Below are 24,381 nucleotides of genomic sequence, written 5' to 3' on the forward strand. Positions count from 1 at the left end.
AATTTCAGATTCTGAAATGAATACCGACCCAACCCCGCACCGCGCTGGCTTTGTGAGCATTATCGGCAAGCCCAATGTGGGCAAGTCGACGTTGATGAACGCCCTGATGGGTGAGCGACTCAGCATCGTCACGAGCAAGGCCCAAACCACGCGCCACCGCATCCTGGGCATTCTCAACGGCGACGACTTTCAGCTTGTCTACTCTGATACGCCTGGCATCATCCAGCCTAAGTACGAGCTGCACAATGCCATGATGTCGTTCGTGTACTCTTCCCTCGAAGACGCCGACGTAATCCTGTTCGTGACGGACATTTACGAGAAGCACGACGAGGAGCCGGTGGTAGAGCGCCTGCGCAAGATGCAGGATACGCCTATTCTGCTGCTGGTGAATAAAATTGACCAGGCCGACCAGGCCGAGGTAGAAGCCAAAGTGGAGTACTGGCGTGAGCACCTGCCCAATGCGGCCCGGGTGCTACCCATTTCGGCGCTGGAGAAATTTGGAACCGGCGAGCTGCTGGATTTGGTTCTAAGCTATCTGCCCATTCACCCGCCGTACTACCCCAAGGACGAGCTGACGGATAAGCCCGAACGGTTTTTTGCCGCCGAAATGATCCGGGAAAAAATCTTCAAGCTCTACAAGAAAGAAGTTCCTTACTCCTGTGAGGTAGCTATTGATGAGTTTAAAGAAGAGGAAGACATCATCCGAATGCGCTCTACTATCTACGTAGAGCGCGCCAGCCAGAAAGGCATCATCATTGGTCAGCAAGGCACTGCTTTAAAGAAAGTGGGTACGTGGGCCCGCGAGGAAATGGAGAAGTTTTTCCAGAAGAAAGTCTTTCTCGAAATCCACGTCAAAGTCAACGAAAACTGGCGTACTGACCCGAAGGCCCTGAGCCGGTTCGGGTACAATCAATAAGTGAATGGGTAGGGTAGGGAACAAGCGGCCTTTATTCTGCGGCACTCATTCCCTACCCTACTCATTCGCTATTTTCCTTCCGACCAACCTTCACTTAACTACTCCGGGCACTGCCGAAACTGGTCGGGCCGGCGGCTGGAGTCAGACCCAATGAAAAATACTATTGCCATTGTGGGCCGCCCGAACGTGGGCAAATCCACTTTGTTCAACCGTCTGGTAGGCCAGCGCAAGGCTATCATGGACAACGAATCGGGCGTTACCCGGGACCGGCACTACGGCTACGGCGACTGGACCGGTAAGTACTTTACTGTCATCGATACGGGCGGGTACGTACACAACTCGGAGGACATATTCGAGGGTGAAATCAACAAGCAGGTCAAGCTGGCCATCGACGAGGCCGACGTGGTCCTGTTCATGGTGGATGTTGACGCGGGCCTGCACTCCCTGGATGAGGAGTTTGCCAACGTGCTGCGCCGCTACCAGGGTAAAAAGCCGATTTACATTGTGGCCAACAAGGCCGATACCAACGCCCGCGCCCACGCGGCCGGAGAGTTTTACGCCCTGGGCGTCGGCGACGGTGAAATTTACCCCATCAGCTCCCAGAGCGGCTCTGGCACCGGCGACCTGCTGGATGCAGTGGTAAGCCACTTTGAGGAAGAAGGGGTAGAAGAACCGGATGCCGGTGTACCAAAAATTGCCGTGGTGGGCCGCCCGAATGTTGGCAAATCGTCGTTCGTGAACCTGCTGCTGGGCACCGAGCGCAGCATCGTGACGGACATTGCCGGTACCACCCGCGACTCGATTCAGGCCCGCTACAATGCGTTTGGCAAGGAGTTCATTCTGGTAGATACGGCCGGTTTGCGCCGCAAAACCAAGGTGCACGAAGACGTGGAGTTCTACTCCGTGCTGCGCTCCATTCGGGCCCTGGAAGAGTCGGACGTCTGCATCGTGATTCTGGATGCTACCCGCGGCATTGAGGCCCAGGATCTGAACATCATCGGGCTGGCCGATAAGAACCGCAAGGGCATTGTGATTCTGGTCAACAAATGGGACCTCATCGAAAACAAGGAAACCAACACGGCCAAGGAATTCGAGGAGACGATTCGAGAGAAGATTGCGCCCATCAGCTACCCGCCCATCATTTTTACCTCGGTGCTCACCAAGCAGCGCATTCACAAGGCCATTGAAACGGCCATTGATGTGTACGAGAACAAGCGCCGCAAAATTCCAACTTCGGAGCTGAACGAGGTAATGCTCAAGGAAATTGAGAAATACCCGCCGCCCATCCAGAAGGGAAAGATGGTGCGCATCAAGTACGCTACCCAATTGCCCACACACAACCCGGTGTTTGCCTTCTTCTGCAACCTGCCCCAGTACGTGAAGGAAAGCTACGCCCGCTACCTGGAAAACCGCCTGCGCGAGCATTTCGACTTTACCGGCGTGCCCATTGGCATCGTGTTCCGGAAGAAGTAAACGGGTGGTAGTAGGGTAGAGTGGAAAAAGTTCTCTACTGGTTGGGTTACCTTCTTACGGATGAGATATAAAGCCCCGATTACCGAGTAAACTCGGCAGTCGCTCTGGTTTTGAATCTTCATTTTTACATTACCCTTACCATGAAAAAAGTACTGTTCCTCGCCCTGGCTGCCGCTTCGTTCACCTTCGCTTCCTGCGACAGCAAAACTGAAAACGCTACCGAAGCTCAGGCTGAGCAAGTAGAAGATGCTGGCGAAGCTAAAGCTGACGCTATGGAAAACGCTGGCAACGAAGCTGGGGCTGACTCGGTAGAAAACGCTACCGAAGCTCAGGCTGACGCCATCGAAAACGCTGCTGACTCGACCGACGCTAAGTAAGCGGCTGTCTAATCAGAACACGAAAAAGGCTACTCCGGATAGGGGTAGCCTTTTTTGTGTTCGGCTGGCACTATTGCGCTGAATGAGCAGGTAGGCTACTTTGCGGCCTGTGCAGTATACGTAGCACACACGAATAGCTGCCGGATAGCCCTTTAGCTAAATAGGTGATTTTAAAATGTAACCTCCCACCCGATGAAGAAAGTACTGGTCATGTTCTTGGCTGCCGCTTCGTTCTCTCTGGTCTCCTGCCAAGGTAAAGAGCACGATACCCAGAAGCAGGCCATCGACAGTGAGGAGAGGTCCGGTGATGCTGAGGTGGACGCGCTAGAGGAAAAAGTGGACGCCGTTCGAGACTCCGTAGACGCCAAAGCCAATGCTCTTGATAACGCGGCTGATTCGATGGATGCCCCGTAAACAGCCCACAGCAGCATCTAGCATACTTAAGCAAAAAGCCGCCTTGCAAGGAGCAGCTTTTTAGTAGAGGGTAGTTCAACGCTCTGAGATGCCAGCTGAGCGTAGCGCAGAACGTTAAACGGCCGGGGCCTTTTTGAGCAAGTCAGCCCAGGCGGCGCTGCAAGAGGCTGTCTACTACTTCAAACAGCTTGCGGGGCGGGTAGGTACGCCAGGGTAACTCATCGAGCTGGCCCCCAAAGTTGACATAGTTGTCAATGTTATACTGACGCATTTCGCGGATGACGTGCTCCTGGAAATTAACGCCGGCAATCCAGCCCTCTTCCACGTCTTCAAACCACTCCTCGTAGTAAGAATCATCGGAGCCGTGAAAGTTGAACACGTTTTCCCCGATAAGGATAAACTTGCGGATGCCCTCGTGGGTCATCAAGTCAATGATGTTCCGCTTCAGCTGCATGATGTCGTTCTCAATGGCGTCGTTCCACTCGCCAATGAATTCAATAATCCCGATGCCCAGGTCATAATCCACGAACAGGATTTTCAGGTACAGCGTATCGGAATCCAGGCTGTCCCATTGCGGGTGGATGTAGTAGCCATAAATGGTGTTTACGTAGCTGTCAAGGCTGTTTTCAGCCTCGAAAAGGGGAGAGCGGGGGTCTTCGGAGGCAGCGTACTGCTCCAGCCAGGCGTAATGAGGTTCGATGGTATGCACGGCACGAATCAGGCAGAAAGTAGCAAAACAGGCGGCTCGTCCCGGGCACTACCGGCCGGGGCGGCTGCTTGGTTTAACGGGTTTGCAGCGTAAACCGTTCGGCGCGGGGTGGGAGGCTTACGTTAGAAACACCCGAGAAAATAAGCCAGCCAACAGGAGCCCGGGCAGGCAGCCCAGACCGGCTACAAGTGCAGTTCCCCACTGCTGCCGATGGGCGGCTACCAGTCCTAGCCACAGCAGTAGTACACTAAGTGGAAAAATAAGTAGCGCCCCACTGATTAGGCCCAGCAGCCCGTCGCCGTACATCAGAATCAAGCAGCATAACCACAACTGCAAGGCAGCGAGCCCCCAGGTGATATAGCGCGTAGCCACTTTAGCCGTTGTAGTAAGCCATTCTATGATGGGCGAGCTGCCAGCGCTGCCCGTACGGAGCCGTGCTGACGCAGCAAGTCCGCCGCTTCGTCCTGCGAAATCTGTAGCTCATCCATAAGCATACGTTCCCCCCGGTCTACCAGCTTGGCGTTGGAGAGCTGCATATCCACCATCTTGTTGCCTTTCACCCGGCCTAGGCGAATAAACGTGGCGGTGGTGAGCATATTGAGCACCAGTTTTTGCGCGGTGCCGGCCTTCAGGCGTGTACTGCCCGTCACGAACTCCGGACCCGTTACCACTTCAACCGGAAACTCGGCCACAGCGGCCACGGCAGAGCCAGCATTGCACACAATGCACCCGGTGGCTACCCCGTGATGACGGGCCTGCTCCAGCCCGCCAATTACGTACGGAGTGCGGCCGGATGCTGCAATACCTACCACAATATCTTGCGCCGTAATATCGTACTCCTGCAGGTCGCGCCAGGCCTGCTGGGGGTTGTCCTCCGCGTTTTCTACGGCCTTGCGGATGGCCGTGTCACCGCCGGCAATCAGCCCTACCACCACTCCGTGCGGTACCCCGAAGGTGGGCGGGCACTCCGAGGCATCCAGAACTCCGAGCCGGCCGCTGGTTCCTGCCCCGATGTAAAACAAGCGCCCGCCCGCGCCGAGGCGAGCTACTGTTGCTTCTACCAGCGCCTCAATTTGCGGCAACGCTTGAGCTACGGCCAGGGGTACGGTCTGGTCTACGCTGTTCATGCCGGTGAGCAGTTCGCGGGTCGAGAGACTTTCGAGGTTATTGAACAGGGAAGAGCTTTCGGTAGTACTCATGAGTAGGAAGTGGGTAGGGAACAGGGCAGATACGCAGAAAAGACAACGGGGCTGAAAAACCACCGAACCGGTTGGCAGGGCTAGGTTAGTCGGCCAATGACGACGAATTTATCAAAGACGTTCGGGGTATGCGGAGCGTCGTGGTCAAGCTCCTGGGTCAGGTCCTGCCCAGCCCAGTGCTCATAGTGGTTGCCGCGCTTCCAGAGGCGGGAGCGGGTCACGTCGTAAATCAAGCCCCGGTAGCCTACCCAGATTTCGTCCCGGTCTTGCCCATTGCGCAGGGCCAACTGGGCTTTGGTGTAAGTAGGTAGGTTGGCAAGGTCAGGATCAGAACTCATGTACGGCGTTACTATTTCAGCGACCCCCGGGGCAAACTGCACGGTGCTACCCCAACAGGGCCTGGGTGAGAATCCAGCGGTTGGGCAAATCGCCCTGGGCGGCGCGCAGGTAGTCTTGGTAGCTGCAAGGAACAATGCGCTTGATGTCACTGTCGGCCAGGCTTTCCACTTCCAGCCACCATTTTTCAGTTCGTTTGCTTTTGTAGAACACCAGCTTGGCCGGCGTGCCCGGCAGCCCCACGGCGTAGCGCATAAAGCGCCGGCTCTGAAAATCAGTTTCCTGGCGGCGGTGGTAGTAGCCTTCCACGAAGTACCAGAGCATGGTGGCCAGGGTAGCGGCGGCTAGTCCGTTGGGGTCGTACTCGGGGCGGTAGCCATAAAGGCCAAAGGACGTGAGCGTGTCATTATGGCCTGCGTACCAAGCTAGTTGGGCAGCTTCCTCGCTGGTCAGGCCGAAGGGGTTAGCGGGCCAGTAGGCCGGTGCATCGTTCCAGCGCAGAGCTGCCACGTCAAAACTCACGAAGTCGGCTTGGCGGAGCAGGGGCTCGGCCTGGCGTACATCGGCGTGAATAGCCCCGAGGCGCAGCGTTTCGAAGTGCAGCTTTTCCAGGGCCGCCAGCACATCCGGGGCTACTAGGTACTGCTGGTGGGCGAGCTGGGCGAAATTGAACAGAAAACTGGGTTCGTGCAGAAGCATGCGGCGCAAGTGGCTGTCCTCGGGGCGGGCACCCACTGGCTCCGCCATATCTACGCGGGCATCCACGGTAGCAAAGCTTACGGTCCGGTCCAGGGTTTCGTAGGCCAGAAACTGCCCGTAGTCCAGGTCGTGCGAACCGCCGAGCAACAGAGGAACCGTGTTGTGCTCTAGCAAGGCAGCAATAATTTCGCGCAGCCGCTGGTACGTATCCTCCAGCGTCAGGCCCGGGCGCAGGTTGCCCAGGTCCACCAGGCGCACGGAGCCCGTGCCTTTCTGCAAGTGGTAGAAGCGGCGGCGTACCGCATCGGCTCCGTGGCCGGCGGGTGCTCCGGCGGCGCTACCGCGCCACTCATCCAAGCCTATTAAGGCCAAGTCGGCTGCCCGCCAGTCCGGGAAATTGTCCAGAAAGGGCGTAGCGTAGGCAGCCAGCATGGTCGGGGCGGTAGCCGGACCGGCCAGCTCTTCGGGGAGCGGATCAAAAAAGATGGCCAGATTCATCGTGCGCAAAGGAGGCGTACTCGGACAAAGCTACGCAAAAGCCTGCCACGGCCCTACCGAGTTTTCGCCGCAGATAGAAGCTTTCCGCGGAAAAAAACGTTATTTAAGCAGCGCTTTCTGTCGGGGTTGCCAACTTGGCCGTCGGCAGCGCGCAATTGCTCCCGTAACTGGCCCAACCCACCATAGTGCCTTCTCTCTGAATGGATATTCGCCGCACCTTCGACATTCTGCCCCATCTGCAGCAGAAGTACAACAAACCTGACTGTTTTGCCGCCAAAGTCAACGGCCACTACACCCCCATCAGCACCGATGCCGTAGTAGAACAGGTAAATCAGGTCAGCCTGGGCCTACGCAGCCTGGGTATCGGCAAGGATGATAAGGTGGCCCTGATTTCGATGAACCGCCCCGAGTGGATGCTCTCCGATTTCGGGATTGCGCAGCTAGGCGCTACCAGCGTACCCATGTATCCCAGCATTACGGTGGAAGACTACAAGTATATCTTCTCCGATGCGGGCGTGAAAGCCGTACTAGTGTCGGATAAGAAGCTGCTGGACAAAGTACGCGAAGCTACCCAGGGCCTGAACATTCCGGCTGAGAACATCTTCACCTTCGACAAAATAGAAGGTGCCCGGCACTTCTCAGAGCTGCTGGAGTTAGGCAAACAAGGCAACCCTGCTGCTCTGGAGCCCCTGAAAGCCGCCGTACAACCCGACGACCTGCTGACCCTTATCTACACCAGTGGTACTACCGGGCAGCCCAAGGGCGTGATGCTCACGCACAATAATATCCTGAGCAACTGCCGTAGCGCCCAGCGCTTTGTGCCCGTTACCCGCGACGACAAAGCCCTGAGCTTCCTGCCGCTCTGCCACATCTTCGAGCGGATGGTAACCCACCTCTACCTTATCAACGGCGTGAGTATTTACTACGCCGAGAGCATGGAAACCATTGCCGACAACTTACGAGAAGTGAAGCCCGAAATCTTCACCACCGTGCCGCGCCTGCTGGAAAAGGTGTATGACAAGATTGTCGCGAAAGGCCACGAGTTGGAAGGAGTGAAAAAGCAGCTCTTCTTCTGGGCCTTAAACCTGGGTCTGAAGTACGATAACCAGAAGGACAACGGGTTTCTTTATAACACCCAGTTGGCTTTGGCCAATAAGCTGATTTTCAATAAGTGGCGTGAGGCCCTAGGCGGTAACCTGCGTTGTATTGTAAGCGGAGGCGGAGCCCTGCAGCCGCGTTTGGCGCGCGTATTCTGGGCCGCGGGTATTCGGGTGATGGAAGGCTACGGCCTAACGGAAACCTCACCGGTTATTGCTGTAGGCGGTTACGAGCCCGAAAACAATATGATTGGCACCGTGGGCCCGCTCATCGACGATGTACAGGTAAAAATTGCTCCGGATGGCGAAATCCTGACCAAATCGGCGTCGGTGATGAAGGGCTACTACAACAAGCCCGAGCTGACCGCCAAGGAATTCGACGAAGAGGGCTGGTTCCATACCGGCGACATCGGGGAAATGGTAAACGGCAAATTCCTGAAAATCACGGACCGGAAGAAGGAGATGTTCAAGACCTCGGGCGGCAAATACATTGCTCCGCAGGTAATTGAAGGCAAACTCAAGGAGTCGCCGCTGGTGGAGCAGTGCATGGTAGTTGGCGACGGGCAAAAATTCCCTTCGGCTCTTGTCATTCCGTCCTTCGATGATTTGAAAGGCTGGTGCAAACGCAATGGTGTGGATTGCAATGCCTCGCCCGAAGAGTTGGTTAAGAACGAGAAGGTAGTGAAGATGTACGAAGACCTTGTGCACAAGTACAACAATGGCTTTGCTCAGTGGGAGCAAGTCAAAAAAATTGTGCTACTACCTACCCATTGGACGGTTGAAAGCGGCGAGATGACGCCCACTATGAAAGTAAAGCGAAAGGTCATCACCGAAAACAACAAGGAACTGATTGAAAGCCTGTATCAGCACGCTGAGAAGCACTAAGCCAAACGGCCCCGCAACATGACATTGCGGGGCCGTTTGGTTTTGGGCCTGCCCGATGGATGGATGGGTAGGAATAGCTTAGAAGGTTGCTTAGAGGTAGAGTGAAAGCGGGTAGTGAGTGGGCTCAAGTGCCGGAAAGCGGGAGCATCACGAGTAGCATTCTTGCTAAAAAAGGGGCGAGTGAAAGCTAGGTAGTGCGCGTCTTAGGCAAAACTTTTTTTGCGTAACTTAGTATGCAAGCATAACATATTTCAGTATGTTTACCGGACTCGCCTTCCGTACCCATGAAACCCGAAGAAACTGTCGATTACAATATCAAAGTTGCCTGGCATGCCATTTCTCGCATGTATAATACGCAGGCAGCCAAGCACGATATCACTACGAGCATAGGCTTCGTACTGTTGAACATCGATCAGGAGAATGGTACGCCTGCCACGAAAATAGCCCCGTTGCTGGGGCTGGAAACTCGCAGCCTCACCCGCATTCTGCGCTCAATGGAAGAGAAGGGGCTCATTTACAAGCAGGCCGACACGCAGGATAAGCGCTCCGTGCGAATTTTCCTGACGGAAGAAGGGCTCCGAGGCAAGGAAATTTCCCGCCAAACGGTGCGCCACTTCAACCAAAAGGTGCGCGAGAAAATCCCGCAGAATCAACTGGATGTGTTCTTTAAAGTAGTAGGGCAAATCACGGGTATGATTGAGGGGAAAACTCTTTATGAGGACTTCAAGCCCAAGCCTTTACGCTCTGAGTCGCCAGCTTGATGAGGTGTTTAGCTATTAGCTTTCGGCTGATAGCTTTTGCATTTTGTGCCAAACCGGTCAGGCGCTTTATGTTTTTATAAGCGCTGCATGACGAACAATTTGAATGAAAAGCTGACTGCTACCTGCCGGCGGCTTCTACCTTAACTTTCCATCTCTCACCCACTCATTCCTCCCCACGAATGAATCGTACCATCAAAAAAGTAGCCGTGCTGGGCTCCGGTGTGATGGGCTCGCGCATTGCGTGCCACTTCGCCAACATTGGTGTGCAAGTGCTGCTGCTCGACATCGCACCCAAAGAGCTGCTACCCGCCGAAGAAGCCAAAGGCCTGAAGCTGGACAACCCGGCGGTGAAAAACCGCATCGTGAACAGCTCCTTGCAGGCCGCTATTGCCAGCAACCCCTCGCCATTGTACCGCAAGTCGGACGCTGCGCGCATTAAAACCGGCAACTTCGACGACAACCTCAAGGACATTGCCGGCTGCGACTGGACGATTGAGGTAGTGGTAGAGCGCCTCGACATTAAGAAAAGCTTGTTTGAGCGCGTGGAGCAGTACCGCAAGCCTGGCACGCTCATTACCAGCAACACCAGCGGCATCCCGATTCACATGATGATGGAGGGCCGCTCCGACGATTTTAAGAAATACTTCTGCGGCACGCACTTCTTCAACCCACCGCGCTACCTGAAGCTGCTCGAAATCATCCCGAGCCCGGACACGGACCAAGCGGTAGTAGATTTCCTGATGCACTACGGCGACCTGTACCTGGGTAAAACCACGGTGCTGGCCAAAGACACGCCGGCTTTCATCGCCAACCGCGTGGGCGTATTCGCCATCATGGACGTGGTGCAGGTGATGAGCCAGCTCGGCTTGTCGGTAGAGGAAGTAGACAAGCTGACGGGGCCCGTTATCGGCCACGCCAAATCGGCCACGTTCCGTACTTCCGATGTGGTAGGCCTGGATACGATGATTAACGTAGCCAACGGCCTGGCCCAGAACCTGCCGAACGACGAAGCCAAAGCAGTGTTTCAGCTGCCGGACTTCATCAAGAAGATGGCCGAGAATAAATGGCTGGGCGACAAAACCGGCCAGGGCTTCTACAAGAAAGTGAAGGGCGAAGGTGGCAAGTCGGAAATCCAGGCCCTCGACCTTGCTACCCTGGAGTACAAGCCGAGCGCCAAGGTGAAGTTTGCCACCCTGGAAACCACTAAGCCGATTGAGAAGCTGGCTGACCGCTTCAAAGTGCTGGTATCGGGCAAAGACAAAGCCGCCGACTTCTACCGCAAAACCTTCGCCGGCCTCTTCGCCTACGTGAGCAACCGGATTCCGGAAATTACCGATTCGCTTTATAAGATTGACGACGCCCTGCGTGCTGGCTTCGGCTGGGAAATGGGCCCGTTTGAAACCTGGGACGCGCTGGGTGTGCAGAAAGGCCTAGAGCTAGCCCAGGCCGAAGGCAAAACGGTAGCGCCGTGGGTAGAAGAGATGCTGGCTGCCGGTAACGCTACCTTCTACAAGGTCAGCGAGCAGGGCGTGAAGCAATTCTATGACATCGAATCGAAGGCTTACAAAGCTATTCCGGGGGTAGAGAACTTCATCATCCTCGACAACCTGCGCGCCACTGGCAAAGTGCTGTGGAAAAATGCGGGTGCATCGGTGCTCGACCTCGGCGACGGTATCCTGAACGTGGAGTTCCACAGCAAGATGAACGCCCTGGGCTCCGACGTAATTCAGGGCCTGCTGAAAGGCGTAGAATTGGCCGAAAAGGACTTCCGCGGTCTGGTGGTCGGCAACGACGCCCCCAACTTCTCGGCCGGCGCTAACCTGGGCCTAGTGTACATGTTTGCCCTGGATCAGGAGTACGACGAGCTGAACCTGATGATTGCCCAGTTCCAGCAGGCCATGATGCGAATGCGCTACAGCAGCATTCCGGTGGTAGGCGCTCCGCACGGCCTCGCGCTGGGCGGCGGCTGCGAGCTGAACCTCCACTGCGACCGGGTAGTAGCTGGCGCTGAAACCTACATGGGCCTCGTGGAATTTGGGGTGGGCCTGATTCCGGGCGGTGGCGGCACCAAGGAAATGACGTTGCGCACCGCGGCCAAGTACGAAGAAGGGGAGCCCGAGTATAACCTGCTCCGCAACACCTTCATGACCATCAGCACCGCCAAGGTGTCGACCTCTGCGGCCGAAGCCTTCGACCTGGGCTTCCTGCGCCGCGGCGACGAGGTAGTGGTAAACAGCAACCGCGTCATCGCGCAAGCTAAAGCTGCTGCCATTGAGCTAGCCGAAGACGGCTACACCCAGCCAGTGCAGAAAACCAACATCAAGGTGCAAGGCAAGGGCGCCCTCGGCATGTTCCTGACCGGCGTGCACGCCATGAAGGAAGGCCGCTACATCTCCGACCACGACGTGAAGATTGCCAACAAGCTGGCCTACATCATGTGCGGCGGCGATCTGAGCAGCCCCACCGAAGTATCGGAGCAGTACCTGCTGGACCTGGAGCGCGAAGCCTTCCTCAGCCTCTGCGGGGAACGGAAAACGCTGGAGCGTATTCAGTCGATTCTGACCACGGGTAAACCACTGCGGAACTAGTATTGAGTAGTCGGTAGTGAGTATTGAGACTTTCTTCCCATGCACCAATACAAAGAGCTAAAGGTTTGGCAGAGAGCGATGAGTATCACTAGATCTACTTATCAGCTTTGCGCTGGCTTCCCGGATAACGAGCGGTATGGATTGGTTTCGCAGATGCGGCGGGCAGCTGTTTCCCTACCTTCCAACATTGCAGAGGGAGCTGGGCGAAACTCAAAGCTCGAATTTCGCCAGTTTTTAGCCATTGCTAACGGATCAGCTTATGAGTTGGAAACTCAACTCCTACCAGCTGCCTCATTCGGCTACATCACGGAAGAAAGTCTCAATACCATTTCCGCAGAACTCACGGAATTGCAGAAAATGTTGTTTGGCTTACAAAAGTCTTTGACTGAAAAGCAGTAGCTCTGGAATAGCATCTAACTACTCCCATCTCACTACTCAGTACTAAAAACATGAACGCATATATCGTAGCTGGTTACCGCACGGCCGTTGGCAAAGCCACCCGTGGCGGTTTCCGCTTCACCCGCCCCGATGACCTCGCCGCCGACGTCATCAAACACTTAGTAGCCTCCGTGCCTGCCCTCGACCCTGCCCGTATTGACGACGTAATGGTCGGCAACGCCGTACCAGAAGCGGAGCAAGGCCTGCAGATGGGTCGCCTGATTTCGCTGCTGGCTCTGCCCATGAACGTATCGGGCCTTATCGTGAACCGCTACTGCGGCTCCGGTGTGGAAACTATTGCTATGGCCGCCAGCAAAATTACGGCCGGCATGGCCGACTGCATCGTGGCCGGGGGTACTGAAAGCATGAGCATGGTGCCTACCGTCGGCTGGAAAACCGTACCCAACTACAAGCTCGCCCAGCAGCATCCCGACTATTACCTCGGCATGGGCCTCACGGCCGAAGCCGTAGCGCAGGACTACAAAGTGTCGCGCGAGGATCAGGACCAGTTTGCGTACAACTCCCACCAGAAGGCCATTAAGGCTATTCAGGCTGGTAAGTTCAAAGAGCAGATTGTGCCCATCACGGTAGAGGAAACCTACCTCGACCAAGCCACCGGCAAGAAGAAAACCCGTTCCTACGTGGTCGATACCGACGAAGGACCCCGCGCGGATACCTCCTTGGAAGCTCTGGCTAAGCTGCGTCCGGTATTTGCCGCCAACGGCTCCGTAACGGCTGGTAACTCCTCCCAGACTTCCGACGGAGCTGCCTTCGTGCTGGTGATGTCGGAGCGCATGGTGAAGGAGCTGAACCTGGAGCCCATTGCCCGCATGATTACCTACGCCACCGAAGGCATCGACCCGCGCATCATGGGCATGGGCCCCATTAAGGCCATTCCCAAGGCGCTGAAGCAGGCCGGCATGAAGCTCGATGACATCGACCTGATTGAGCTAAACGAGGCCTTTGCCTCCCAATCTATTGCCATTACCCGCGAGCTGAACATCGACGAGAGCAAGCTGAATGTGAACGGTGGCGCCATTGCCCTCGGCCACCCGCTGGGCTGTTCCGGTGCTAAGCTCAGCATTCAGCTGTTCCACGAGCTGCGCGAGCGAGGTAAGAAGTACGGCATGGTAACCGCCTGCGTGGGCGGCGGCCAGGGCGTAGCCGGCATTTATGAGCTGCTGAAGTAACAGCAGGCTTTAGCTCGTGCCATATGTGGCCTCGAAAGCGTGGCAGCGCTTTCATCGGAAAACTCAGGCAGCATGTGGCACGAGCTGAGGCTAGTAAGAACGAAGCAGAGACGCAGCGTTTTGCGTCACGGCATCAATTGGGGTTGTTTACCTCGTTCTAAGCACGTAGCTCAACAGAGAGGCAGAGTGCATAGCTTCTTTATTTGCTCAATGAAAAGAGATTCCCCGCATCAAACGGGGTTTTCTTTTCGTTAAGTACTCGGCAAGCATACCATATTTTCTTATATTTCGGTACCACAAACAACTGGGCTTGCTACCCTCATAATACTCGGCAAGCCGAATAGTTTGTCTTTCTTTTTCGACATCAACCTCCCACATTACTACCTCACCCTAGCCATGGAAGTAACCAACAAGCTCGTGAAAGGCGGCGAGTTCATCATTAAGGAAACCGACGCCCAGGACGTATTCACGCCCGCCGATTTTTCGGAGGAGCAGAACATGATGCATCAAACCGCCCTCGACTTTGTGGAGAAGGAGGTACAGCCTTTGCTGGAGCGCCTCGATAACCACGAGGAAGGTCTGATGCGCAACCTGATGGAAAAGGCTGGCGAGCTGGGCTTGTTCGGGGTGAGCATTCCGGAAGAGTATGGCGGGCTGAACATGGACTTTACTACCTCCCTGCGCGTAACGGAAGGGGTAGGCGGCGGCCATTCGTTCCCGGTGGCATTTGCGGCGCATACCGGCATTGCCATGCTACCCATTCTGTACTTCGGCAACGAAGAGCAGAAGAACAAGTACCTGCCTGGCCTGACCAGCGGGGAGTTAATGGGTGCTTACTGTCTCACGGAGCCCGGTTCCGGCTCCGACGCCCTTGGTGCTAAAACCAAGGCCATTCCGACTGAAGACGGCGAGTTCTACGTGCTCAATGGGCAGAAAATGTGGATTACGAACGGCGGATTTGCCGACGTGTTCATCGTGTTTGCTCAAGTTGACGGCGACAAGTTCACCGGCTTCATTGTGGAGCGCAACACGCCCGGTCTGAGCCTCGGCAACGAGGAGCACAAGATGGGCATCAAAGGCTCCTCTACGCGGCAGGTATTCCTCTCGGACGTGAAAGTGCCGAAGTCGGCCGTGCTGGGTGAGATTGGTAAGGGCCACCTCATTGCTTTCAACATCCTGAACATCGGCCGCATTAAGCTGGCTGCTGCTTGCCTGGGTGCTACTAAAATGGCTTCTACGCTGAGCGTGAAGTATGCCAACGAGCGGGTGCAGTTCAAGCTGCCCATCAGCAAGTTCGGCGCCATCAAGCACAAGCTGGCTGAGCAGGCCGTGCGCATCTACGCCGTAGAATCGGCGATTTACCGCGCCGGTATGGACATTGCCCGCATGGAGCAGGAACTGCTGGCCAAAGGCCAGAGCCACAATGAAGCGCTGCTGGGCGCGGCCCGCGAGTTTGCCGTGGAGTGCGCCATGCTAAAAGTAGAAGGCTCGGAAGTGCTCGACTACGTGGTGGACGAAGGCGTGCAGGTGTACGGCGGCTACGGCTTCTCAGCCGACTACCCCATGGACCGTGCCTACCGCGACTCACGCATCAACCGCATCTTCGAGGGTACCAACGAAATCAACCGCATGCTGGCCGTGGATATGATCCTGAAAAAGGCCATGAAAGGCGAGCTAGACCTGATGGGCCCGGCCCAGGCGGTGCAGCAGGAGCTGATGGCCATTCCGGACTTCAACCTGGAAGAAGAAACTGGTCTGTTCGCTGCCGAGAAAAAGACGATTCAGAAGCTGAAAAAGGCTATTCTGATGGTAGCAGGCACGGCCGTGCAGAAGTACATGAACTCCCTGGCCAAGGAGCAGGAAGTACTCATGAACATTGCCGATATGGCCATCAAAGTGTACACCGCTGAAAGCACGCTGCTGCGCGTAGAGAAAGAAGCTGCGGCAAAAGGTGAAGAAGCTTTGTCGGCCCAAATCGACATTGTCCGTGTGTACCTCGCTGATACCGTGGACAACGTGAACAAGTTCGGCAAAGACGCCATTGCCTCCATGACCGAGGGCGACGAGCAGCGCCTGCTGGCTATGGGCCTGAAGCGCTTCACCAAAGCCGACCTCTATAACGCCAAAGATGCCCGCCGCCGCATTGCCGACGTGCTGATTCAGGCCAACGAGTACGCTTTCTAAAGCAAGGTGTTTGCTGACACCTTTCTCCTTCATCAAAAAGGGCTTGCCTAATGGCAAGCCCTTTTGTTTTACGCCCCATTCATAAAGCCAAATGCTGGCAATACAATCCGTCCAATCCGACAAGTGTGTGCTTTACTTAATGACGATTTTGTTCAGCATTAGGGCCGCTGATTTTTTGCTGGGGCGGCTTACTCCAATGATGGTTTTCGGATCAAGCCAAGTAGTAAAGTCCTTAACATAGGAAGGATTTTGGTCGGAGGCTACGTTCAGCCCAAGTCCTTTTGGCTCCTGTACTGTGCCGTTTTGCGCATTTACGCGGCGGATATACAGGTCTGACTTGTTCTTGATTTTCTCCCAGGTTACTACCTGCACTTCCGGGCCAAACAAGGCAGCCCGGTAGCTAATGCTGCTAAATCCCTCGGCGGCGGGTGCTACCTGGTCCTTAGCGATGATACGGTGCCAAGTTGGCGTTTGAAATTCGTTGTAGCCAAACAGGTGCAGCTCGCGGGTATGACCCGGCGACTCGTCACCGCCCTCCTCATATTTCTTTTCGCCAATGACTACCACCTGCTTCTCGTCGGTGAGGAGCAGATCGGTGAGGTATACATCCTCCACCCGTTTAGCGGTAGCGCCCGTGGCTTTGTTAACTTCGGCTAGGTAGTCAGAAGTAAACTTCACCTCCGGGGCGAACTTCATATCGCCCTCGGCTGAAAAGTCGAATTTCACCAGCTTCAGGCTATAGTAAAGGCCAGTTTCTCGTTCATTGCAAATAGCTGCCGCGTACAGGGTATTGTCGGGCTGCAGGGCAAAGCGGGAGTCAAACACGTTTACTTCTTTCCCACCAAAGGTGCCACCTACTGAAACCGACATCACCTTTACTTCCGGCGAATCGTTGCGGTAGCGGCGTGCCGTAAGCTTTTTCATTCCGTCGCTAACGAGAGTAACAAACTGTGACCCATCGTTGCCAACCTGCACCGTAGTGGAGAAAAAGCCGCCCTGGTCGTGAAAGTCGTAGGTGCGGTCTTTCAGCTTCTGCAGTTTCTCGTCGTACACGGTAGCGCTAATGGCCCGGATCTGTTCGTCGCGGGTGAGGTAGCGCCACGCTACCAACTTGGTACCATCTGGAGAAAAACTGGCTGCTAGGCGACGTTCGCGCGGGCCAGCCTCAATGAGCTTTTTGGCGGGCGATTTCTGGCCATTGGTTAGCTCAAAGGTGTAAGCGCTAAGCTGCTGCGCTGCTCCTGCCGAGTGAAGCACTACTGTAGCCTGGTTGGCGCTGCGGGCGAAGGCATCAACTGATTCGCCGGCAGCCAGCGGTAGGGTAGTACTCCACAGGCGTTTCAGATCGGCATCGTAGCGCTCTACGGCATACTCGGTGGCCGATTTATGCGCCAGGATTACGAAGCCACCCGTCGATAAAGCCAATGCTTTACTCGTTACGCGCTGGTTGTAGCGGTCATCGGCTCGCTCGGGCAGGTAACTGAACGGAGTCGATTTAACCCGTTGAGCCTGGAGCGAGGCTGGTACCATCAGGAAGCTAGTTAGCGTAAGGCCAGCTGCCAACAAGAAGGGAAAGCGCACGGAGGAAGACAGTTAAGTGAAACAGAAGGCCATAGCCGAAAACTGTATTCTCCAAAGGTACCTAACTTCAGCTGTTCTACGCCAATATGCAGCCCCAATGCAATAGGCTGCTATACGGAAAGGAAATCATACTTTATTAATGTCTATGGAATAGACTTTCAAGGATATATAGCGACCTTTGCAGCGCGAATTCAAAAGCTGGCTGTGGTCAACGCAATGCGCACCTGTTGTGGAAGGAATATCTAAATATAAGAATTTTAAATGTTGCCTTCAGAAGGGGTCGATGCGTTGTTCTGGCAGCTTAGCCGTGGATGAACAACTTTTTGCTCTTTCTATTTATTGCCCGTAATCCAACTTCGGTACTCACCGAAATGGCTTGAAATTTGCCTAGCCCCCAGGCCAGCATAACCAGATAGTTCCTTATGAAATCTTTACTTCGCTTTGTGCTTATGATTTCGCTCGTGGTAGCGGGTAAGTTAACTCGACAGAGTACCCCTCTAACGGCCGAAGCTACAGCTGTTCAGACCACCTGGCAGGTGCCAACTCAAAGCTCTTCACTTTTCCAGTTCCTGACCCCAGTTAAGCGAAAGACAACCCAGGGTGGAGGTGGCCGCTTTTGGCAGGCTACTGCTCCCGCTCCGGTACACACTGCTTCTTTAGAGTAGCTCCGCTGTAAGCGCCTTTTATACAAAGGCGCTTTTTTTATGTTTCCTCAATACCCGGCGTTACCCAGCGGCTACAAGCGGCCGGGTAACGCCGGGTTCACGTTAAGTAGAGCGCTGCTTAGCTAATGCGGCTCCAGTTTACGGCTGTTGCGGGAAGGCTTTCAATATGGTGCCTGATGGGCTGATTTTCAGGTTTAGCCAAGTTAGGGTCCTCGTTGAGGAGTTGCTGAGCGGCAGCGCGGCTTTCCGTCAGGATACGTCCGTCCTTAGCCAAATCGGCAATTAGCAAATCCAGCACGCCGCTTTGTTGGGTACCCATCAGGTCGCCGGGGCCACGGAGCTTCAGGTCGATGTCGGCAATTTCGAAGCCGTTGTTCGTGCGCACCATGGTTTCTATGCGGGTGCGTGAGTCCTTGCTGAGCTTGTAGCCACTCATCAGAATGCAGTAGCTCTGCTCAGCTCCCCGGCCCACGCGCCCGCGCAGTTGGTGTAGCTGGGAAAGCCCGAACCGCTCAGTGCTTTCAATTACCATCACCGAGGCGTTGGGCACGTTTACCCCTACCTCGATTACGGTAGTGGCCACCATAATCTGAGTCTCGTTCTTCAGGAAGCGCTGCATTTCAGCGTCTTTCTCCCCGGCCGTCATACGTCCGTGCACGATACTGATTTGAAACTCGGGGAAGGCGCGGGCCACGCTCTCATAGCCATCCATGAGGTCCTTATAGTCGCTCATGGTTTCACTTTCTTCGATGAGGGGGTAAACAATGTATACCTGCCGCCCGAGCCTGATTTGGTCGCGCAGAAACCCGAATACCTTCAGGCGGTTGGAGTCGAAGCGGTGCACCGTGACGATGGGCTTGCGGCCGGCCGGCAGCTCGTCAATTACCGATACGTCCAAGTCGCCGTAGAGCGTCATGGCCAGCGTGCGCGGAATCGGGGTGGCCGTCATGACCAGCACGTGCGGGATGATATGTGGGTTTTTTTGCCAGAGCTTGGAGCGCTGCGCTACCCCGAAGCGGTGTTGCTCGTCCATAATCGTCAGGCCCAGGTTGCGGAACTGCACCACGTCTTCCAGCAGGGCGTGGGTACCCACCAGCATGTGCATCTCGCCGGAGCGGAGCTGCTCGTGCAGCACCCGGCGCTCGGCCGTGCGGGTGCTGCCCGTGAGCTTCCCAATTTTCAGGCCCAGCAGATCGGCAAACTGCTTGAGGCCGGTGTAGTGCTGGTCGGCCAGGATTTCGGTAGGCGCCATCAAGCAGCTCTGCGCCCCGTTGTCGGCGGCCATAAGCATGCTGATGAACGCCACAATCGTTTTGCCCGAGCCCACGTCGCCCTGGAGCAAGCGGTTCATTTGCTGGCCCGAGCAGAAGTCCTTGTAGATGTCGTGAATCACCCGCTTTTGGGCTCCCGTCAGGTCGAAGGGCATCACGTTTTTATAGAAATGCACCAGGGTTGGCACCTCCTTGAAGATCTGCCCCGCCAGCGTCACCTTGCGCTGGTCTTTCTGCCGTAACAGCTTGAGCTGTACGTAAAACAACTCCTCGAATTTAAGCCGGAACCGCGCGGCCTGCAACAGCTCTGTGCTTTGCGGGAAGTGTACCTGCTGCAGGGCCGTGGCCTTGTCCATGAGTCCGTACTGCCGGATAATATCCGCCGACAGGTTTTCGTGAACGTGGGGGAGGGCAATCTTGAGCAGATCGGCCACCATGCGAGCAATGGCCTTGCTATCGACGCGGTGGTAATTTTTGAGCTTTTCAGTGGTGTTATACACTGGTTGCAGGTAGCTCTGGCCGGGCTTCTGCTCCGTTACTTCCTCTAGCTCAGGATGAGCCATCTGCGGGCGGCCCTGGAATAAGGTAGGTTTGCCGAAGACGATGTACTCCTGGTGGTTCTTGATTATTTTTTCGAGGTAGTTCACCCCTTTAAACCACACCACCTCCAACTCTCCACTGGGGTCGGCTACTTTGGCCACCATGCGTTTCTTGGGGCCTTCACCCAGTACCTCACGCCCGCGCAGAATGCCTTTTACCTGCACGTAGGGCAGGTCGTCGTGCAGGTCGCAGATATTATAGAACTGGGTGCGGTCGAGGTAGCGGAAAGGGTAGCGCTGAATTAAGTCGCCGTAGGTGAACAGGTTCAGCTCCTTCTGCAGGAGTTGGGCCCGCTGTAACCCCACGCCGCGCAGGTACTCAAGTTTTGTTTGAAAGAAATTGCTCATAAATCAATGAAGAATGAAGAATGAGGAATGAGGAATGAAGAACGGTCGGGCCGTAGGGGCTCCCACCTTTCTTCATTCCCCATTCTTCACTGCTCATTGATACTTTAGCGTGTTCAGCATCCGGACAATATCCTGCTTCACGTACTCAATGACCGGCGCCAGCGAGTCGTTGGCCGTGGCTGTGCGGAAGTAGAGGGCTCCCCGGAAAAAGTGCGTGGTGCTGTCGGTGGTATAGAATTGAAATTGGCTGGGTACTTCCCCCTGCAACTCAAACACGGACACTCGCAGGCCACCGGGCGTTTTCAACACGTTCTCGTCGATGGCCGTGGCCTTGATTTCGTGCTTGCTGGTAAGCTTGCGCGCATCCTCCAGCATTTTGTGGTAGAGTTGGGGTTTACCCGCAATGTTGGAGTATGTAATCTGGATGTTGGCCTGCAGGGCCGGATAATACACATTAATCCAGTGCGGCCGGGCCAGGTAAGAAGAGTCGCGGAGCACTTTCGCGTAGCGCGAATACTCAAACTGATACGGGTGCCCCGGGCCCAGCGGCTGGTAAGCGTGGGCCGGCAGGTCGATGCGGTTGTAGCCTTTGGGCTTGGGCGTGAAATCGGGGGTAGAGGTGCAGCCTGCCGTCAGAGCCAGCAAAACGAAAACCGCGCCTCCGGCGCGCAGCAGTGGAAAAACGGGCATGAGAAGCAAAAGCAAATGAAGTATCAAAGGTAGTTAAGAAACAGGCGCTTTCACGCCGGAGCAGCAGGGCTTTCGCGTGGCAGGCTCGCACGCAAAAAGCCCCGGTATAACCGGGGCTTTACGTTAAAACAAGACCAAGCCCGTTTAGAACGGTAGTTGATCTAACTCAGGTTCCTGGCGAAAGGTAGTAGGAGCTTCCAGTGCGGCTGCCGGGTGTGCGCTTGTGCTTTCGGCAGCCTGGGGCCGGCCCCCAAGCATGGAAATTTCGTCGGCAATGATTTCCGTAATGTAACGGGTCTGATTGTCCTTGTCCTGGTACTGTCGGGTCCGGATTTTGCCTTCTACGTATACCTGTTGGCCTTTACGCAGATACTTTTCGGCCAGCTCGGCCAGGCCGCGCCACGCCGCAATGTTATGCCATTCGGTGCGCTCTACCCGGTTGCCTTGCTTGTCCTTGTAGTACTCATTGGTCGCCAGCGTGAAATGAGCCACGCTGGTGCCGCCTTCAAGGTGCCGTACTTCTGGGTCCTTGCCCAGGTTGCCAACTAAAATGACTTTGTTTACGCCTGCCATATGCTTGTTAAGTAGTGAATTAGGGAAAAAGAGTAAGGAGGTAGTTACTTCCATAAATATAGGAAATAAAAATCATATTTGCCAATATAATTGGTAATCAAGCCCGGCTTGTACTAATATAATTAGTTATAAGTACAGGCTTGGGGAGGGCCTCTATTTCCTCCGCTCGGTACGCTGCTAACCCGCTTCGCGCCAAGGCGGCATCTGGTAGTGGCTCAGCTAACCGGACGGCATGAAATTGAGCTTCTACCTTCTGATGACTCAGGATGTGGCGTAGGCTGCGCACTGGTTCCGCTACCTGCGCGCTTGCAAACCGGCCACCCAGTGCCTCTACGGCGTCTACAATGTGCCCGGCCGGTAACTCCGCCGTATCGGCTTCGTGCAAAGCGAAATCATATAGGCCCTCCCAGATGTCTTTGGGACCACGCTTGCGCATGTACAGCATGTCCTCGTGGCGGAGCACCAGGTAGTGGAAGTAGCGCGTCCGGGAGGCCTTGGCTTTGCTTTTTACTGGTAGCTCCTGCACCATACCGTGCTGGAAAGCGTAGCACTGGCTTTGCAGGGGGCAGAATAAGCAGTCGGGCTTTACGGGGGTGCATTGGATAGCCCCGAATTCCATGATGGCCTGATTGAACTCGGCCGGTTGCTCGCGCGGAATGAGAGTGTCAGCGAGTTGCTGAAACACCTTGCGGCTGGCCGGCGCGGCAATATCTTGGGATAGTCCGAATACGCGGGCCAGCACCCGAAACACGTTGCCATCCAGCACGGCCACTGGCTCGTCGTAGGCGAAGGAGGCAATGGCTGCTGCCGTGTACTGGCCTACTCCCCGCAGCTTAAGCAACGCGGCATAGGAGCCCGGAAATACGCCCCCGTACTCCTGCACTACCTGCTGGGCCGTGTGGTGCATGTTGCGGGCCCGGGAGTAGTAGCCCAGGCCCTGCCAGTGCCGCAGTACTTCGTCCTGAGGGGCAGCGGCCAAGTCCTGCACGGTAGGGTAAGTAGAAATGAAGTCCAGATAATAGGGCAGACCCTGCTTGACACGGGTTTGCTGCAGAATTACTTCTGATAACCAGATGGCGTACGGGTCACGGGTGTGGCGCCAGGGTAGGTCGCGACGGTGACGGGGATACCAGTTTAATAAAGCAGAAGCGAACCAAGGAGCAGGTGCAGCGGTTAGAGAAAAAGTCAAGGCTTTGAGAAAGAATAAGTTGGATGCAACCGGGGAAGCAGAATGGATTGCACAAAAACCGTTTGTAAAACCGAAAAAGGGGGCTACCTTTGTGCCCCTCAAAACGTAGGCAAACTCTTACCGGGCAAGTGCTTACGTTCTGAGGTCGGCATAATTTGCCAACACAATTTTTTTCACTCCCTAGTACACTTACCAGCGTGACTAAAGCAGAAGTAATCGCCGAAATTGCCGACAAGACCGGCATTGAGAAGGCAGACGTTTCGGCTACCGTAGAAGCCTTCTTCAAAGTTGTGAAGGATTCCATGGCCGACGGCAACAACATCTACGTGCGCGGTTTTGGCTCCTTCGTGAACAAAAAGCGCGCGAAGAAAGTAGCCCGTAACATCTCGAAAAACACGTCGATCATCATCGACGAGCACTTCATTCCGAGCTTCAAGCCGTCGAAAACCTTCATCGGCAAAATCAAGAACAGCAAGAAGATCAAGGAAACGGCCAACGCCTAACCTGCTCTCGTTGTAATATTGCCGGCTGAGCCGCCGGGAATTCCAGGTACGGAACCCCGGCGGCCGGCTTTTTTTCTCGCTGATGACCAACAGTACTTCCAAGCACCAACTTCTACTTCTGGCCCTGGCGGTTGCGCTGGTGGCCGGTTTGTTTTTGTTGCCGAAGGTAATTGTCAAGCCCAAAGAGGGCAAAGGCGACCTGGCCGGAACGGCCGCCCGCACGGCTACCCGCGACAATGGCGCGGCTGCTCCTTCTACAGCCTCCGTGGATGCCATGGGCAAGCCTGAAGGGGCAACAGCGGAACAGCCCCACATGGTAGTGCCCGCTGCGCAGCGGCAGGAAATCAATGGGCTGCTGACCAAGTACAACGCCGCGGGGGCCGATCTGACGGGCCGGCTCCGGCTGGCTCAGGAGCTGGCGGCTAAGTACAAGGCCGTGGAGAAGTTCGACAGCGCCGGCTACTATTTCGAGCAGATTGCCTTGGTACGACCCGGTGAGCAAGCCTGGAAACGGGCCGCCGATGAGTACTTCGAAGCCTACAGCTTCGCGGCTACGGAGGAACGCCAGAAACTGCTCGGGGCCAAGTGCCAGGAACTGTACGGGAAAGTGCTGAAAAACAATCCCGACAACCTCGACGCGAAAACCAATCTGGGCATGGCCTACATGGCCAGCGACAATCCGGTGCAGGGCATCACCCTGATACGGGAAGTTCTGGCCGCAGACCCGCGCAACGAAAAAGCCCTGTATAACCTTGGTTTCCTGGCAATTCAGAGCAGCCAGTTTGATCGGGCCGTGGAGCGTTTCCGGGAATTGATCAAGATAAACGCCGAAAACGTCAACGGACAGTTTTATCTTGGCGTCGCCTTAGCCCAAACCGGGGCCAAGGAAGAAGCCCGCAAAGCCTTTGAAAAGGCAAAAAGCCTCAGCACTGATCCGGCCCTAGCTGCCTCGGTGGATGAGCAACTCCAGAAGCTGAACTAAGTATTTTTTACACCCTTAACCATCTCAACTCATGCCCTGCGGTAAAAAGAGAAAGCGTCATAAGATTGCCACTCACAAGCGGAAGAAGCGTCTGCGCAAGAACCGTCACAAGAAGAAGTAAGCCCACCTGGGGTTCGCTGGCGGGCTTTTCCTCGTAGGAAGACAACCCGTCTATCTCTCACTTAGGTTCTCTGAGAGTGGCCAGAAGCTTACTTT

The 24,381-nt window shown here is 55.4% G+C and carries 21 protein-coding genes; 12 read left to right on the forward strand and 9 right to left on the reverse strand.

Annotation, left to right across the window (positions count from 1 at the left end):
* Positions 1–16 precede the first annotated feature (16 nt).
* From era to K3G63_RS20365, 4 genes are all read left to right on the forward strand, one after another.
* Positions 17–916 carry a GTPase Era gene (gene era, locus K3G63_RS20350; protein ID WP_220615971.1) on the forward strand — a complete coding sequence of 300 codons (900 nt, stop codon included), beginning with the start codon at positions 17–19 and terminating at the stop codon, positions 914–916.
* A gap of 150 nt (positions 917–1,066) precedes the next feature.
* Complete coding sequence (der, locus tag K3G63_RS20355) at positions 1,067–2,389, forward strand: ribosome biogenesis GTPase Der (RefSeq protein ID WP_220615972.1); 1,323 nt, start codon at positions 1,067–1,069, stop codon at positions 2,387–2,389.
* Positions 2,390–2,529: 140 nt separating this feature from the next.
* Positions 2,530–2,766 (forward strand): hypothetical protein, encoded by a 237-nt coding sequence (locus K3G63_RS20360; RefSeq protein WP_220615973.1) that lies wholly within the window; start codon positions 2,530–2,532, stop codon positions 2,764–2,766.
* Positions 2,767–2,958: 192 nt separating this feature from the next.
* Positions 2,959–3,180: a hypothetical protein gene (locus K3G63_RS20365; RefSeq protein WP_220615974.1), complete on the forward strand. Its 222-nt coding sequence runs from the start codon at positions 2,959–2,961 to the stop codon at positions 3,178–3,180.
* A gap of 142 nt (positions 3,181–3,322) precedes the next feature.
* Here K3G63_RS20365 and K3G63_RS20370 read toward each other — a convergent pair whose 3' ends face one another.
* The 4 genes from K3G63_RS20370 to K3G63_RS20385 form a co-directional block, all read right to left on the reverse strand.
* A complete protein-coding gene (locus tag K3G63_RS20370; RefSeq protein WP_220615975.1) occupies positions 3,323–3,889 on the reverse strand; it encodes a hypothetical protein in 567 nt (188 codons plus the stop codon).
* Positions 3,890–4,284: 395 nt separating this feature from the next.
* Positions 4,285–5,088: an N-acetylmuramic acid 6-phosphate etherase gene (murQ, locus tag K3G63_RS20375; RefSeq protein WP_220615976.1), complete on the reverse strand. Its 804-nt coding sequence runs from the start codon at positions 5,086–5,088 to the stop codon at positions 4,285–4,287.
* Between the two features lie 80 nt (positions 5,089–5,168).
* Positions 5,169–5,426 carry a cytochrome b5 domain-containing protein gene (locus tag K3G63_RS20380; RefSeq protein WP_220615977.1) on the reverse strand — a complete coding sequence of 86 codons (258 nt, stop codon included), beginning with the start codon at positions 5,424–5,426 and terminating at the stop codon, positions 5,169–5,171.
* A 46-nt stretch (positions 5,427–5,472) separates the two neighbouring features.
* Entirely contained in the window at positions 5,473–6,621 is a 1,149-nt protein-coding gene (locus K3G63_RS20385; RefSeq protein WP_220615978.1) for a formimidoylglutamase, read from the reverse strand.
* 200 nt (positions 6,622–6,821) lie between these two features.
* On the opposite strand from K3G63_RS20385, the gene K3G63_RS20390 reads away from it, so the two are divergent.
* The 6 genes from K3G63_RS20390 to K3G63_RS20415 all read left to right on the forward strand — a co-directional run bounded on the left by K3G63_RS20390 (position 6,822) and on the right by K3G63_RS20415 (position 15,764).
* Positions 6,822–8,603, forward strand: coding sequence for a long-chain fatty acid--CoA ligase (locus K3G63_RS20390; RefSeq protein WP_220615979.1), 1,782 nt, complete (start codon positions 6,822–6,824; stop codon positions 8,601–8,603).
* Between the two features lie 284 nt (positions 8,604–8,887).
* Positions 8,888–9,364: a MarR family winged helix-turn-helix transcriptional regulator gene (locus tag K3G63_RS20395; RefSeq protein WP_220615980.1), complete on the forward strand. Its 477-nt coding sequence runs from the start codon at positions 8,888–8,890 to the stop codon at positions 9,362–9,364.
* Between the two features lie 179 nt (positions 9,365–9,543).
* The gene (locus K3G63_RS20400) at positions 9,544–11,952 is read left to right on the forward strand and encodes a 3-hydroxyacyl-CoA dehydrogenase/enoyl-CoA hydratase family protein (RefSeq protein ID WP_220615981.1); all 2,409 of its coding nucleotides are present in this window, start codon (positions 9,544–9,546) and stop codon (positions 11,950–11,952) included.
* A gap of 39 nt (positions 11,953–11,991) precedes the next feature.
* A complete protein-coding gene (locus K3G63_RS20405) occupies positions 11,992–12,351 on the forward strand; it encodes a four helix bundle protein (protein ID WP_220615982.1) in 360 nt (119 codons plus the stop codon).
* Positions 12,352–12,401: 50 nt separating this feature from the next.
* The gene (locus tag K3G63_RS20410) at positions 12,402–13,580 is read left to right on the forward strand and encodes an acetyl-CoA C-acyltransferase (protein ID WP_220615983.1); all 1,179 of its coding nucleotides are present in this window, start codon (positions 12,402–12,404) and stop codon (positions 13,578–13,580) included.
* A gap of 396 nt (positions 13,581–13,976) precedes the next feature.
* Positions 13,977–15,764: an acyl-CoA dehydrogenase family protein gene (locus tag K3G63_RS20415; RefSeq protein WP_220616056.1), complete on the forward strand. Its 1,788-nt coding sequence runs from the start codon at positions 13,977–13,979 to the stop codon at positions 15,762–15,764.
* A gap of 132 nt (positions 15,765–15,896) precedes the next feature.
* Here K3G63_RS20415 and K3G63_RS20420 read toward each other — a convergent pair whose 3' ends face one another.
* The 5 genes from K3G63_RS20420 to mutY all read right to left on the reverse strand — a co-directional run bounded on the left by K3G63_RS20420 (position 15,897) and on the right by mutY (position 22,680).
* Positions 15,897–17,345 (reverse strand): hypothetical protein, encoded by a 1,449-nt coding sequence (locus K3G63_RS20420; RefSeq protein ID WP_220615984.1) that lies wholly within the window; start codon positions 17,343–17,345, stop codon positions 15,897–15,899.
* A gap of 783 nt (positions 17,346–18,128) precedes the next feature.
* The gene (gene recG, locus K3G63_RS20425) at positions 18,129–20,228 is read right to left on the reverse strand and encodes an ATP-dependent DNA helicase RecG (protein WP_220615985.1); all 2,100 of its coding nucleotides are present in this window, start codon (positions 20,226–20,228) and stop codon (positions 18,129–18,131) included.
* A 93-nt stretch (positions 20,229–20,321) separates the two neighbouring features.
* On the reverse strand, positions 20,322–20,918 hold the full coding sequence (gene gldD / locus K3G63_RS20430) for a gliding motility lipoprotein GldD (RefSeq protein WP_220615986.1): 597 nt from the start codon (positions 20,916–20,918) through the stop codon (positions 20,322–20,324).
* Positions 20,919–21,062: 144 nt separating this feature from the next.
* A complete protein-coding gene (locus K3G63_RS20435) occupies positions 21,063–21,491 on the reverse strand; it encodes a single-stranded DNA-binding protein (RefSeq protein WP_220615987.1) in 429 nt (142 codons plus the stop codon).
* A 97-nt stretch (positions 21,492–21,588) separates the two neighbouring features.
* Positions 21,589–22,680, reverse strand: coding sequence for an A/G-specific adenine glycosylase (mutY, locus tag K3G63_RS20440; protein WP_220615988.1), 1,092 nt, complete (start codon positions 22,678–22,680; stop codon positions 21,589–21,591).
* A gap of 197 nt (positions 22,681–22,877) precedes the next feature.
* Between mutY and K3G63_RS20445 the strand changes: the two genes are divergently transcribed.
* Both K3G63_RS20445 and K3G63_RS20450 read left to right on the forward strand, forming a co-directional pair.
* Positions 22,878–23,183 carry an HU family DNA-binding protein gene (locus tag K3G63_RS20445; RefSeq protein ID WP_045690055.1) on the forward strand — a complete coding sequence of 102 codons (306 nt, stop codon included), beginning with the start codon at positions 22,878–22,880 and terminating at the stop codon, positions 23,181–23,183.
* An 82-nt stretch (positions 23,184–23,265) separates the two neighbouring features.
* A complete protein-coding gene (locus K3G63_RS20450; RefSeq protein WP_259404594.1) occupies positions 23,266–24,165 on the forward strand; it encodes a tetratricopeptide repeat protein in 900 nt (299 codons plus the stop codon).
* Positions 24,166–24,381: the final 216 nt, after the last annotated feature.

This window comes from Hymenobacter sp. HSC-4F20 (assembly GCF_019599275.1).
Classification (GTDB): Bacteria; Bacteroidota; Bacteroidia; order Cytophagales; family Hymenobacteraceae; genus Hymenobacter.

Coding starts and splice junctions, on each gene's coding strand:
- gldD (WP_220615986.1), bottom strand. CDS start 20,918: ATGCCCGTTTTTCCACTGCTGCGCGCCGGAGGCGCGGTTTTCGTTTTG.
- K3G63_RS20410 (WP_220615983.1), top strand. CDS start 12,402: ATGAACGCATATATCGTAGCTGGTTACCGCACGGCCGTTGGCAAAGCC.
- K3G63_RS20380 (WP_220615977.1), bottom strand. CDS start 5,426: ATGAGTTCTGATCCTGACCTTGCCAACCTACCTACTTACACCAAAGCC.
- K3G63_RS20405 (WP_220615982.1), top strand. CDS start 11,992: ATGCACCAATACAAAGAGCTAAAGGTTTGGCAGAGAGCGATGAGTATC.
- K3G63_RS20385 (WP_220615978.1), bottom strand. CDS start 6,621: ATGAATCTGGCCATCTTTTTTGATCCGCTCCCCGAAGAGCTGGCCGGT.
- K3G63_RS20390 (WP_220615979.1), top strand. CDS start 6,822: ATGGATATTCGCCGCACCTTCGACATTCTGCCCCATCTGCAGCAGAAG.
- K3G63_RS20400 (WP_220615981.1), top strand. CDS start 9,544: ATGAATCGTACCATCAAAAAAGTAGCCGTGCTGGGCTCCGGTGTGATG.
- der (WP_220615972.1), top strand. CDS start 1,067: ATGAAAAATACTATTGCCATTGTGGGCCGCCCGAACGTGGGCAAATCC.
- recG (WP_220615985.1), bottom strand. CDS start 20,228: ATGAGCAATTTCTTTCAAACAAAACTTGAGTACCTGCGCGGCGTGGGG.
- murQ (WP_220615976.1), bottom strand. CDS start 5,088: ATGAGTACTACCGAAAGCTCTTCCCTGTTCAATAACCTCGAAAGTCTC.
- era (WP_220615971.1), top strand. CDS start 17: ATGAATACCGACCCAACCCCGCACCGCGCTGGCTTTGTGAGCATTATC.
- K3G63_RS20415 (WP_220616056.1), top strand. CDS start 13,977: ATGGAAGTAACCAACAAGCTCGTGAAAGGCGGCGAGTTCATCATTAAG.
- K3G63_RS20360 (WP_220615973.1), top strand. CDS start 2,530: ATGAAAAAAGTACTGTTCCTCGCCCTGGCTGCCGCTTCGTTCACCTTC.
- K3G63_RS20450 (WP_259404594.1), top strand. CDS start 23,266: ATGACCAACAGTACTTCCAAGCACCAACTTCTACTTCTGGCCCTGGCG.
- K3G63_RS20365 (WP_220615974.1), top strand. CDS start 2,959: ATGAAGAAAGTACTGGTCATGTTCTTGGCTGCCGCTTCGTTCTCTCTG.
- K3G63_RS20395 (WP_220615980.1), top strand. CDS start 8,888: ATGAAACCCGAAGAAACTGTCGATTACAATATCAAAGTTGCCTGGCAT.
- K3G63_RS20435 (WP_220615987.1), bottom strand. CDS start 21,491: ATGGCAGGCGTAAACAAAGTCATTTTAGTTGGCAACCTGGGCAAGGAC.